The organism is Mycolicibacterium lacusdiani (assembly GCF_021916785.1).
GTDB lineage: Bacteria > Actinomycetota > Actinomycetes > Mycobacteriales > Mycobacteriaceae > Mycobacterium > Mycobacterium lacusdiani.
This window is the reverse complement of record NZ_JAKCFC010000004.1, coordinates 500,222-512,150: the sequence shown is the minus strand read 5'-3', so window position 1 is coordinate 512,150 and position 11,929 is coordinate 500,222. Positions and strand designations below refer to the sequence as shown.

Genomic DNA, 11,929 nt, shown 5'->3' with positions numbered 1-11,929 from the left:
TTCGCGCAAGCGCTCATCAGTCGGCTTCCGGAATGTCGATGCCGTAGTTCTCGCGGGTGATGGCCTCGGGCTCCGGCCCGCCACGGACGCCGGTGTCGAGCGCGTCGATCGCGGCATGGAAGACGCCGAAGCCCAGGGCGGGGATCTCGACGCCGTTGTTCAGGGTGAAGGTGGGAACGCTCATGTCCACGACGGTAGGCGGCGCTCCGGCCACCTGGGAGTGCCTGATCAGCGGGGTACCGGCAGTACCTCCCACCCACCGAGCGGTGTGCCTACCGTGGAGGGATGGCCACGATGGATCTACGCAACGAGATCCGCGACTTCCTCAGTTCGCGGCGGGCGCGCATCGCCCCCGAACAGGCCGGCCTGCCCGCCTACGGGGGCAACCGCCGGGTCAAGGGCCTGCGCCGCGAGGAGGTCGCGATGCTCGCCGGCGTCTCGGTCGACTACTACGTGCGGATGGAACGGGGCAGCCTGGCCGGAGCCTCCGACGGGGTGCTCGACGGTCTCGCCGCCGCGTTGCAGCTCGACGAGGCCGAGCGCGATCACCTCTTCCACCTCGCCAGGGAATCTGGCCCGCAACCCGCGCGGCGACGACGCAGGACGTCGGCGACCGTGCGACCGGCCCTGCAACAGGTACTCGACGCCATCACCCATGCCCCCGCCTGGATTCGCAACGGTCGCCACGACGTGCTGGCGATGAATCAACTTGCGCGCGCGCTCTACTCCCCCGTGCTGGCCGACCCGCGCCGTCCGGCCAACACCTCCCGGTTCGTCTACCTGAATCCGGCGGCCGCCGAGGAGTTCTTCGTCGACTACGACAAGATCGCCCGCGACGCCGCGGCGATGCTCCGCCTCGAGGCCGGACGCAACCCGCACGACGAGGAACTCATCGCCCTCATCGGCGAGATGTCAACGCGCAGTGAACTCTTTCGGCAGCGCTGGGCATCCCAGGACGTGCTCTTCCATCGCTCGGGACGCAAACGGTTGCGCCACCCGATCGTCGGCCAACTCGATCTCGACTTCGAGTCGATGGAACTGCCCGGCGATCCGGGTCTGCAGCTCAACGTCTACACCGCACCGGTGGGCAGCCCCACCGCCGACGGTCTCGCCCTACTGGCGTCCTGGGCCGCCAGCCAGGAGTCGCTGCCGTCGGAGAAGCTCCCGACCTCGGGCTGACGTCGATACCTGCTAGCCGGTAGTACCGGGTAGGGCTACCGGCCGCGCGGACTGGCGCCAGCGCCAATGACCCGGACCTCCGCCGCGACGACAGTCGTATTCATGCCCGACGATGGCCTGTCCTGGCGTGGTACCCACCTGACCCGGCGGTCGATCCTCCGAGGCATCGGCGCCGTGGGCGCCTTCCTTGCGATCGACCTGGGCGCCGTCGCCTATGCCAACGGATGGGCGGGGAACGACGCGTTCACCCGGGAGACGTTCCTCGACGGCTTCCGCACCGTGTTCGGCAGTCACCCCGGCTTCCGCCGCAACCACGCCAAGGGCGTCGCGGTGACCGGGTACTTCGACGGCACCGGCAACGCGAGCGAGATGTCTACGGCCGCAGTGCTCTCCGCTCGTCGCACCCCGGTGTTCGGGCGGTTCTCCCTCACCGGCGGCAACCCCTACGTCACCGACACCCCCTCGGCGGCTCGAGGCCTCGCGTTGGCGTTCGACCTGCCTGGACGCGACCAGTGGCGAACCGCCACCCTGAATCTGCCCGTCTTTCCAGATAATTCACCGCGCGGCTTCTACGAGCGCACGCTGGCGTCCAAGCCAGTCCCAGGCACCACCACCCCCGATCCGGGGGCGATGGCGCGCTTCCTCTCGATGCACCCGGAGACCGCCGCCGCCATGGCCCTGATCAAGAAGCACCCGCCGACCGCGGGTTTCGCAGACAGCACCTTCTCCAGCCTCAACGCGTTCTACCTCGTCGACGGCGCCGGTCACCGCACCCCGGTGCGGTGGGCGTTCGTCCCGCAGCAGGGCTCGATGCCCGCCAGGGCAGAGGGCGCCGACGCGTTGTTCGACGCACTGGTCCGGCAGATGCGCGCCGGACCCCTGCGGTACCAGCTGCGCCTGACCGTCGGAGAACCATCCGATCAGGTGACCGACGCGACGCTGCCGTGGCCTGCGGACCGGCGGGCCGTCGACGCGGGGACCCTCACGCTGACCACCGCCGTCACCGAAGGGCCGCGCAACGCCAGGGACGTCAACTTCGACCCACTGGTCCTGCCCGACGGCATCGAGCCCTCGGACGACCCACTGCTCAGCGCGCGCTCGTCGGTGTACGCGGCCTCCTACCGGGCACGTACTGGTGAGCCGAAGTCGCCGTCGGCGGTCCAGGTCGATCGGGTGGCGCCGTGAGTAGCCGCGTGCGCTATCCGCTGCGGACGCGAATCCTGCACTGGCTCAGCGCAGTTCTGGTGTTCAGCACACTGCTGATCGGGTTCGCGATGGTCAACTCGATCGGGTCGTACGCCACACTGATCGCGATCCACATGACACTGGGCCTCACCATCCTGGTGATCGCAGTGGCGCGAGTGGCCAACCGGTTCACTCACCGCACGCCCCCACTTCCCGACACGGTCGGACGCCTCGAACATCGGATGATGATCGGCTCCGAGGTGTCGATGTACGCGCTGCTGCTGGCCCAGCCCATCATTGGCTGGGCCATGGTGTCGGCGGCGGGTAGCCCGGTCGTCGTGTTCGGGGCTCTGCGGCTGCCCGGCATTGCGCCGTTCGACGCCGACGCGTACTCCCTCCTGAGGCAGCTGCACTCGGTTCTCGCCTATGCATTGGTCGTCGTCATCGCTGCGCACGTCAGCGCAGTGATCTTGCACACGGTGACCCTGCGGGACGGGATGGCGTCGCGAATGACGATCGGCCGCGCCGCCACGCGAACCAAGGAATGAAGATCACCTTCTACCGGTTAGCAGGTACACACAGTGCCCGGCAGCGGTCGCTGGTACCCGGTGCCAGCACCGATGTGCCGAAGCCGCCGCCACGGGACTCTTGTCTCACCCGTACAGAGCTTCTCGGAAAGGTTCGACCATGAAGAACACCGGCTCCCCCGCCAAGTCCCGATCACGGATGTTCGGGTGGCTCGCCGCCACGGTCCTCTCCGTCACCGCGCTACTGGGCCCACAGGCCACGGGAGTCGCCGCCGCAGAAGCCGACCCCGCCTGTTCCTACGCCGAGGTGGTATTCGCCCGCGGCACGTTCGAGCAGGCCGGCGTCGGTGACGTGGGCCAGTCATTCGTCAACTCGCTGAACAACCGGCTGGGCGGCAAGAGCGTCGACGTCTACGCGGTGAACTACCCGGCATCGCTGGACTTCCAGCGCGCCGCCGACGGCATCGTCGACGCCAGCAACAGGATTCAGTCGATCGCCACGACCTGCCCCAGCACGAAGATCATCCTCGGCGGTTACTCCCAGGGCGCCGCGGTGGCCGGCTACACCACCGCCGATACGGTGCCTGCCGACTACAACCTGCCCGCGGGAATCTCCGGTCCGATGCCGCCTGCCGTCGCCAGTCACGTGTCGGCAGTCGTGCTCTTCGGCACGCCGGACCCGTGGTTCCTCGGCCTCGTCGACCGCGGCGCGCCGCCGATCGCGATCGGCAGTCAGTACGCCGCCAAGACCATGCAGTTCTGCGTGCCCGGCGACCCGGTCTGCTCACCCGGCGGCCTGGATCGCTCCGCGCACAGCGCCTACAAGACCAATGACATGCCCGACCAGGCGGCCGCCTTCGCGGTCAACCAGCTGACGTCGGCGTCGAGCACGTAAACACGCCAGCCTCACCGCCTTTCGCCCACTCCGGCCACGCCGGGGTGGGCGAACAGGCTGGGAAGCCCACCGCTGACGAGGAATACGACGTCCTCACCGGGACCGATCGAGCCATCGCGCACCGCCGCGACGAGTCCGGCGAGGGCACGGGCGGTGTAGGTCGGGTCGAGGACGAGCGCCTCGGACCGTGCTGCCATGACGAGCGTGCGACCAGCCCGGGGTGAGGACCTCGTAGCCGTCCCCAACCTGATCGGAACGGATCCGCAGCGCCGCGGGGTCGATGACCTCTCCCATGTCGGCCAACAGCCCGGCCACCTGGACACGGGGATCGTAGACCGCGCCGGTGTGCACCCCGAGCACGCGGTCTGCCCCGAGTCCGGCGACCAGACCCGCCATCGTTCCACCGGAGCCCAACGCACAGACCACGTGGTCGACGTCGGGACGGTCGTCGACGATCTCCTGGGCGGCAATCCGATAGCCGTGCGCGCCAACGGCATTGGATCCGCCGAAGGGGATGATGCTCGGCCGGCGGCCCCTCGCACGGCACCGGTCGGCCGCCTCGGCGGCAACGGCGTCGAGGGATCCTTCCCCGGCCCAGACGACGTCGGCGCCGAGCAAGTCGTCGAGCAGCAGATTACCTTCCGGCGCCGACCGTGCACCGGGGAACACCAGCACCACGTCCAGGCCGAGTCGCGCAGCGGCCGCGGCGGTCAGCCTGGCGTGGTTGGACTGCGGCGCACCCGTCGTGATGAGTGTGTCCACGCCGTCGGCGACCGCCGCACCGACCGTCCACTCGAGTTTGCGGATCTTGTTGCCACCGGCAGCCAGGCCGGTGAGGTCGTCCCGCTTGAGCCACAGGTTCTCGGGTCGCAGGCCGACGGCCTCGGCGAGCCGCGGTGCCGGTTCCATCGGCGTTGGCCAGGTCGCGAGAGTAGTTCGCTGCGTGGGTGTCTGAGGCATCCGGGTCCCTTCGAGGAAATCGTGGGGTCGTCGTCTACCCGCTGAGCGCAGTATTCTCCTCAGTACTCCTCGGTTGTGTACGAGATCGCCCGGGGAGGCACACGCCGCTCGTCGGGGAGCTTCGTGTCGGCCCCCGGCGCAACGATGAAGATCGGTGGATGGAATGAAGCGAATGGGTCGGTGGTTGGCAGCCGCAGGGCCAGCCTGCATCGCAACGGTGATGATGGCGGGATCCTCCCTCACCGCAGCGCCCGCATCAGCAGAACCCGAACCCCCGGCATCCTGTCCCGACGTCGAGGTCGTCTTCGCGCGCGGGACGTTCGAGGCTCCCGGCATCGGCAGAACCGGCCAGGCGTTCGTCGACGCCCTGCGCGCGCGTGCCGTGGACCGCTCGGTGGACGTCTACGCGGTGAACTACCCTGCGTCGCTTGACTTCGCGACGGCCGCCGACGGTGTGATCGACGCGAGCAACCGCGTGCGCGACATGTCGACCAGGTGCCCGGACACCGACATCGTGCTCGGCGGATTTTCCCAGGGTGCGGCAGTTGCGGCCTACATCACCGCCGACGAGATCCCCGTCGGTTACCCGCTGCCCCCGGGCCTGACCGGCCCGATGCCGCCGTCGGTCGCCGATCACGTCGCCGCCGTGGCACTGTTCGGCAAGCCGTCGAGCGGCTTCCTCCAGATGATCTACACCGGCGCCCCGCCGATCACGGTCGGGTCCCGCTACGCGGGCAAGACGCTCGATCTGTGCAACGTCGGCGACCCCGTCTGCACGCCCGGCGGCGGGGGCAACAACGGGTCCCACGGCGCCTACATGGCCACCGGGCTGACCGATCAGGCGGCGGACTACGTGGCGAGCAAGTTGACGAAGTCCCGCTCGGACGCGACGACCGCTCGGGCGGGTGGCTAGCCGTGCGATGCCGCCTGACCCTCGCGGTCGCCATCGCCGCCTGTACCGCGGCGCCGCTGCTCTCCTCGGGAACCGCGGGGGCCGAACCTCCCCCGCCGCCGGTCGTCACGACTTTGCCGGAGCGCCCGGCGCCCACGGGCACTACGCCGTTCACCAACGACCCGGCGATCGTCGACGCCCGCCCTCAGACCATCGAGTCGTGGAGCAGGCTACCCACCGAGGACGCGATCGCCGTGCACTTCGCTACCGGCACGCCGGAGTGCTACGGCGCCACCGCCGACGTCCAGGAAACCACCGACGTCGTCGCAGTGAAACTGCGAACAGGCACGCGACCCGACGCCGTCGGACGGGCCTGCATCGCGATCGGTCTGACCGGCACGCTGGAACTTCCACTGCGGGCACCGCTCGGCAACCGGGCGGTACTGGGCATCACCTGAGATACCTGCTAGCCGGAATCTTCGGTCGATCGGGGACTGCTCCCGGGCAGGGGTGCGTTCCGTCCAGTGAGTCCGCACGGGGCGGACCGAAGGAGGAACGGCCATGAATACGGACAACGTCGTCGCACTGGTCACCGGTGCCAACCGCGGATTGGGTCGGCGCTTCGCCGAGCAACTCGTCGCTCGGGGAGCGAAGGTCTACGCCGCCGCGCGCAGGCCCGAGACCATCGACATCCCCGGTGTCGTACCCATCGCGCTCGACATCACCGACCCCGAATCGATCCGCCGCGCAGCCGAGCAAGCCAGCGACGTCAACGTGCTGGTGAACAACGCTGGCGTCTCGACCCGGGCCAATCTGCTCGAGGGATCCCTCGACGACGTCCGGCTCGAGATGGAGACGCACTACTTCGGCACGCTGCAGATGATCCGGGCGTTCGCGCCGGTCATCGAGCGCAACGGTGCCGCCGCGGGCGGTGGCGCCATTCTGAACGTCCTGTCCGTGCTGTCCTGGCTGCATCCGCCGACCAGCGGTGCCTACTCGGCTGCCAAGGCGGCGGCGTGGGCGCTGACAGACGCGATGCGAACCGAACTCGCGCCGAGGGGAATTCACGTCGCTGCACTGCACGTGGGCTACATGGACACCGACATGGTCAGTTACATCCCCGCCGACCAGAAGACCGATCCGGGCGCAGTCGCACGGCAGGCGCTCGACGGCCTGTTCGCCGGTGAGCCGGAGATCCTCGGCGACGACCTGACCCGAAACACCAGGGCCAACCTGTCGGCACCGGCCTAGGTCAGACCTTGCCGGTCAGCTTGCGAATGGTCTGGATCTCGCTGTCGCGGTAGGCCGTGCCGTCGGGCCGCAGCAGGTCGTGGAACCACACCTTCGGCACCGATTCGTACGGCTTGTCCCAGGAATCCCACGGCAGGTAGGTCTGCGTCTTGCCCGCGACGAAACCCCAGTTGTACGCACCGACGTCGTGCTTCTTGGCGACTGGCAGGATGCCCTCGATGGTGCTGCCCTCGTCGCGAGCCATGTACTCGGTACACAGGATGGGTCGGCCCAGCGGGGCCAACTCCGCGATCCGCTTCTCGAAGTCCGCAGGATCCGCATAGCTGTGGAAGGTGATGATGTCGGAGTTGTCCAGCTGAATGCCTGCTATGGTGCTGCGCTGCTTGGGATCCCAGCTACCCTGCCAGACGCCGCTGGTCAAGGGCTGGATGGGGTCGACCGCCCTGGCCCACTGGAAGACCTGTGGCAGTAGCGCCTCGACGGCCCGCTCCTTGTCGGTGCGCTCGAACTTCTGATACACCTTCGCCGGGTTGTCCGGCTCGTTCCACAGGTCCCACGCCAGCACCCGCTGGTCGTTGCGGAACTGGGTCATGACGCCGGTGACGTAGTCGCGCAGCGTCGCTGCGTAGACGGGGTCGTCCACGCGGTCGGCGCCGGGACTCTGCACCCAGCCCGAATTGTGGACCCCTGGCCACGGTGCCGTCTGGCGTCCGAGCTTGGGATGCGGGTTCCAGCACGAGTCGAAGAACACGAACATGGGCTTGATGCCCTTGCTGGCCGCGATCGTGACGAACTGGGCGAGACGGCGTTGAAACCCTGCGCGATCCTGAGCCCACAGCAGATCGTGCAGGAAGACCCGGACGGTGTTGAATCCCACCTGCTGGGCGACGCGCAGCTCCGCGTCGATGCGCTGCGGGTCGTACGTGCCGGGCCCGAACATCTCGAGCTGGTTGATCGCGGTCGCGGGAATGTAGTTCGGGCCGACCAGCCAACCTTGGGCCTGATACCAGGTGTTGGCGCGCTCGGCCGTCCACCGGACGCCTTCGGCCTGCGCGCGCGGCACCTTCGACAGCGCTGCGCCGGCGGCGACCATGAGCGGGAGTTTGAGGGCTGTTCGGCGCTGCACGGACGCAACCGTAGTGATCGCCGCGGCCGATGCCCGCCGTCGTACCTCGCGTCGAATGGCTTTGGTTCCCAATCGTTATCGACCGTGACGAGCGTGCGGGGCTCGTCACCAGCGCGTGTCACGGGACCGTCTCGATCGCGCGTCGATCGTGCGGCCGTGGCCCGGGTCGGGACTCGACCACCGGCACCAAGATCAGTAGCGTAGAAACACATGGCACGTACCGAGGGCGACAGCTGGGATCTCGCGTCGAGCGTGGGGGCGACCGCCACGCTGGTCGCCGCAGGCCGCGCAGTGGCGAGCCGCGACGAACGAGGCCTGATCGACGACCCGTTCGCGGCGCCGCTGGTGCGCGCGGTCGGCATCGACTTCTTCACCAAGCTGGTCGACGGCGAACTCGACATGGCCATGATCGACCCGTCGTCGGTTGCGACGATGCAGGCCCGGATCGACGAGATGGCGCTGCGAACTCGGTTCTTCGACGACTACTTCGTGGAGGCGACGGGGAACGGGATCCGCCAGGCGGTGATCCTGGCGTCGGGCCTCGACTCCCGCGCGTACCGGCTGCCCTGGCCGGACGGCACCGTCGTGTACGAGATCGACCAGCCCGCGGTCATCGAGTTCAAGACCACCACGCTGGCCGGCATCGGTGCGGAACCGACCGCGGAGCGGCGCACGGTGGCGATCGATCTGCGCGAGGACTGGCCAGCCGCGTTGCTCGCCGCCGGGTTCGACGCAGGCGCACCGACGGCCTGGTGCGCCGAGGGGTTGCTCATCTACCTGCCGCCGGAGGCGCAGGACCTGTTGTTCGACAACGTGAACCGCCTCAGCGCGCCAGGCAGCACCGTCGCGACCGAGTACGTTCCCGGCCTCGAGACGTTCGACGCCGAGAAGGCCAGGGAGTCGACCGCGAGCATGCGCGAGCACGGTCTCGAGCTGGACATGCCGTCGCTGATCTACCACGGGAAGCGCAACAACGTCATGGACTACCTGACGGCGCTGGGCTGGCAGATGACCGGCGTGCCGCGGGCGGACCTGTTCGCCCGGCACGACGTGCCGCTGCCCGAGTTGCCCGACGCCGACGATCCGCTCGGCGAGATCGTCTACGTCAGCGGCACGCTGCCGACGCGCTGAGCACGGCCGACGTTTCGGCATTTCGGGATCGGGAACAGCGAGGTCATGGCTTTGCGCGTCGCCGTCACCGGGCCAACGGGTGAGATCGGCATCTCGACGATCGAGGCGTTGGAGGACCACCCCGACGTGGAGCAGATCGTCGGAATGGCACGACGACCGTTCGACCCGAAGGCGCGCGGCTGGACGAAGACGGTGTACCGCCAAGGCGACATCCTCGACCGCGATGCCGTCGACGGGCTCGTCGCCGACGTCGACGTCGTCGTGCACCTGGCGTTCATCATCATGGGTTCGCGGGAGGAGAGCGCCCGCATCAACCTCGCGGGCACCCGCAACGTGTTCGAGGCGACGGTGGCCGCCGCCCGACCGCGCCGGCTGGTGTACACCTCGTCGGTGGCGGCCTACGGCTACCACGCCGACAATCCGGTGCCCATCACCGAGGACGTCCCGACGCGCGGGACGCCGGAGCACTACTACTCCGAGCAGAAGGCGGCGTGCGAGGAGGCCCTGGCCGAGGCGACCGCCGGGTCGTCCCTCGAGGTCTACGTGCTGCGGCCGTGCATCGTGGCTGGCCCGAAGGCCCCCGCGCTGGCCGATGCCATGCCGTGGAATCAGCTGCCGAGCGTCGTCCGCCGGGTGACCCGAGCCGTGCCCCTGCTCAAGCCGCCGTTTCCCGACCCCGGGACCCCGTTGCAACTGGTGCACCACGACGACGTCGCCGCTGCGATAGCCCTGGCCGCTACGACGTCGACCGCGGCGCCCGGCGCCTACAACATCGCCGGAGACGGGCTGCTGTCGATGTCGGACGTCGGCGCGGCGCTCGGCGCGAGACCGATCAAGGTGCCGCACGTCGCGGCGGTCGCCACGTCCGAGGTGATCGCACGGCTGCCGTTCGTGCCGTCTGCGCTCGAGTGGCTGCACGCGGGTCGGGCATCGACGGTGATGGACACCGGCAAGGCCAAGACGGAACTCGGCTGGCGCCCCAAGTACACCGCCGAGCAGACGTTGCAGGCCTTGGCGAGCACCATCGACTAGCCGGCCTACGACGTAATGGTCGCCCAGACGGTCTTGCCGTCGATGCTGGGTGCCCAGCCCCACGTATCGGACAGTGCTGCGACCATGTGCAGTCCGGACAGCCGGAAGTCGTCGGGGTCGCGTTCGATCCTGGCCGGTGCGGTGCTGCTCCGGTCGGACACCGTGACCGTGATGCAGTCGTCCCGGGACTCCACGCTCAACATCGGCACGCTGTCGGTGTGCGCGAAGACGTTCATCACCAACTCGGTGGTGACGACCTTCGCCGTCGGGATCTTGTCGCCCTGTCCCCAGTCCCACAGCCACTCGGTGACCAGTTCGCGGGCGTACCGCGCACTCGCGGCACCGGTGGGGAGTTCTGCTCGGCGCCTGCGCCGCATGCGGTGCGTCAGGTCGTCCAACCCGGCGACGGCCGAGTCCAGACTGTCGTGCACCGGTACCCAGCGGTCGATTCCCTGCTCGTGCAGCGCGTCGCGCCCGGGGGCGTGACCGCACACGACCAGCACCGGGACGTCCGGCCAGCGACTCACCTGCCAGCGGGCGCTCGTCAGCACCGCGTACGCCGAGGACGCAGGCACCCGCAATGCGCTGATGTTCATCACGACCGCGACGGGCTCGTCGAGGGCCGCCTTGATGATCGTGTCGCGCAGTAGGAGATAGGTGGTGCTGTCGAGGACCCCGTCTGCCAGGAGGACGGTCGCGCCATCGCGTGCCGCCTGGCGAACGTGAAGTTTCGACCTCGTCGCCATCGCGACGTCACCATCCATTCGATTTGCGGGAACCTACCTTTCATCCAGTGTGCGCTCGATCATCCGCTAGCGCCAATCTTCGGTAGCGAAATACATGATCACACAACGCGTTTCATGATCACATCCGTGCGTAGCGGGCCAGCGCAAAGCTGTACAGGCCATAGGCGGCGAATCCCAGTGCGGCGAACGTCAACAACACACTGCCGGCCTGCGTCGCACCCAGCGCCTTGACCGCGGCGTCGAGACCGGTCGCCTGTTGCGGGTCGACGCGTATCGCCGCGACGATCACCAGCAGACCAGTCAGGCACAGCACGATCCCCTCGGCCACGTACCCGTAGACGCCAAGGACGACGATCACCGGGTTGCCGGGCGTCGTCAGATCTGCAAGGAAGTTCCGCGATGCTCCCTTGTAGGCGAAATAGCCACCGACGACCATCACCACCACACCGACCCCGGCCAGCGCGACCCGGCCCGAATCCGTCTGCATGAGGATGGCACTGAGCCCCGCGTTCTGTTCGCTGCTCGATTGACGGCTGCCGACGGCGAATCGTACCGTGGTGTAACCGACGCCGCAGTACACGGCCAGCAGGCCGAGCGCCTTGAGCCTGCTGGCGACGCTCGCGTCGTTCGGATCCCTGCCGCCCTCCGCGGGATGCAAACCAAGCAGTGCCTCGGTTAGACGCCACACCGTGAGCGGGACGAGTGCGACCGCGACGGCCCACAGGATCACCACTCCGTCGCTGCGTGCCGCGACCGTCTCCAGGGCGCCAGACGGATCGGCGTTGCCCCCGCGCCCCAGGTTGATTCTGGTGATGACGTAACCGATGAGCAGGTGCAGCATTCCGCTGACGACGAAGCCCGTCTTCGCTGCTCGGTGTACGGCACCATGGCGCACGACCCGATCGACCAACGGCCGCTGCGGCGCTGCCACCGCGCTCTCCTCCCGCACCTGCCGTCACACCGGCCGGTGACGAGTTCGACCTATCTACCCCGGGCTGGTCCCGG

General features: G+C 68.6%; 13 protein-coding genes and 1 pseudogene. 9 read left to right on the top strand and 5 right to left on the bottom strand.

Annotated elements, in window-relative coordinates:
- Positions 1 to 16: 16 nt before the first annotated feature.
- Positions 17 to 115 (bottom strand): annotated as a pseudogene (locus tag LOK44_RS16125) (aldo/keto reductase); the annotation flags it as partial.
- A 170-nt stretch (positions 116 to 285) separates the two neighbouring features.
- Between LOK44_RS16125 and LOK44_RS16120 the strand changes: the two are divergent.
- The 4 genes from LOK44_RS16120 (at position 286) to LOK44_RS16105 (ending at position 3,786) form a co-directional block, all read left to right on the top strand.
- Positions 286 to 1,179, top strand: coding sequence for a helix-turn-helix transcriptional regulator (locus LOK44_RS16120; RefSeq protein WP_237571065.1), 894 nt, complete (start codon positions 286 to 288; stop codon positions 1,177 to 1,179).
- A gap of 102 nt (positions 1,180 to 1,281) precedes the next feature.
- Entirely contained in the window at positions 1,282 to 2,364 is a 1,083-nt protein-coding gene (locus tag LOK44_RS16115) for a catalase family peroxidase (protein ID WP_237571063.1), read from the top strand.
- An 8-nt stretch (positions 2,365 to 2,372) separates the two neighbouring features.
- Complete coding sequence (locus LOK44_RS16110) at positions 2,373 to 2,912, top strand: cytochrome b (protein WP_237571200.1); 540 nt, start codon at positions 2,373 to 2,375, stop codon at positions 2,910 to 2,912.
- Between the two features lie 139 nt (positions 2,913 to 3,051).
- Positions 3,052 to 3,786 (top strand): cutinase family protein, encoded by a 735-nt coding sequence (locus LOK44_RS16105; protein WP_372481251.1) that lies wholly within the window; start codon positions 3,052 to 3,054, stop codon positions 3,784 to 3,786.
- Between the two features lie 93 nt (positions 3,787 to 3,879).
- Here LOK44_RS16105 and LOK44_RS16100 read toward each other — a convergent pair whose 3' ends face one another.
- On the bottom strand, positions 3,880 to 4,695 hold the full coding sequence (locus LOK44_RS16100; RefSeq protein WP_237571062.1) for a pyridoxal-phosphate dependent enzyme: 816 nt from the start codon (positions 4,693 to 4,695) through the stop codon (positions 3,880 to 3,882).
- A gap of 214 nt (positions 4,696 to 4,909) precedes the next feature.
- Here LOK44_RS16100 and LOK44_RS16095 point away from each other — a divergent pair, with 214 nt between their 5' ends.
- The 3 genes from LOK44_RS16095 (at position 4,910) to LOK44_RS16085 (ending at position 6,889) form a co-directional block, all read left to right on the top strand.
- A complete protein-coding gene (locus tag LOK44_RS16095) occupies positions 4,910 to 5,659 on the top strand; it encodes a cutinase family protein (protein WP_283817826.1) in 750 nt (249 codons plus the stop codon).
- A 2-nt stretch (positions 5,660 to 5,661) separates the two neighbouring features.
- Positions 5,662 to 6,096 (top strand): hypothetical protein, encoded by a 435-nt coding sequence (locus tag LOK44_RS16090; protein ID WP_237571060.1) that lies wholly within the window; start codon positions 5,662 to 5,664, stop codon positions 6,094 to 6,096.
- Between the two features lie 103 nt (positions 6,097 to 6,199).
- On the top strand, positions 6,200 to 6,889 hold the full coding sequence (locus LOK44_RS16085; RefSeq protein WP_237571059.1) for an SDR family oxidoreductase: 690 nt from the start codon (positions 6,200 to 6,202) through the stop codon (positions 6,887 to 6,889).
- A gap of 1 nt (position 6,890) precedes the next feature.
- Here the strand turns inward: LOK44_RS16085 and LOK44_RS16080 are convergent, their stop codons facing one another.
- Positions 6,891 to 8,015 (bottom strand): cellulase family glycosylhydrolase, encoded by a 1,125-nt coding sequence (locus LOK44_RS16080; RefSeq protein ID WP_237571058.1) that lies wholly within the window; start codon positions 8,013 to 8,015, stop codon positions 6,891 to 6,893.
- Positions 8,016 to 8,225: 210 nt separating this feature from the next.
- Here LOK44_RS16080 and LOK44_RS16075 point away from each other — a divergent pair, with 210 nt between their 5' ends.
- Together LOK44_RS16075 and LOK44_RS16070 are read left to right on the top strand one after the other, a co-directional pair.
- On the top strand, positions 8,226 to 9,146 hold the full coding sequence (locus LOK44_RS16075) for a class I SAM-dependent methyltransferase (RefSeq protein ID WP_237571057.1): 921 nt from the start codon (positions 8,226 to 8,228) through the stop codon (positions 9,144 to 9,146).
- Between the two features lie 45 nt (positions 9,147 to 9,191).
- Positions 9,192 to 10,178 carry an NAD-dependent epimerase/dehydratase family protein gene (locus LOK44_RS16070; protein WP_237571055.1) on the top strand — a complete coding sequence of 329 codons (987 nt, stop codon included), beginning with the start codon at positions 9,192 to 9,194 and terminating at the stop codon, positions 10,176 to 10,178.
- 5 nt (positions 10,179 to 10,183) lie between these two features.
- On the opposite strand, the gene LOK44_RS16065 is transcribed toward LOK44_RS16070, so the two are convergent.
- A complete protein-coding gene (locus LOK44_RS16065) occupies positions 10,184 to 10,924 on the bottom strand; it encodes an STAS domain-containing protein (protein ID WP_237571051.1) in 741 nt (246 codons plus the stop codon).
- Positions 10,925 to 11,042: 118 nt separating this feature from the next.
- Entirely contained in the window at positions 11,043 to 11,855 is an 813-nt protein-coding gene (locus LOK44_RS16060; protein ID WP_237571050.1) for a DUF1206 domain-containing protein, read from the bottom strand.
- Between the last annotated feature and the right edge of the window lie 74 nt (positions 11,856 to 11,929).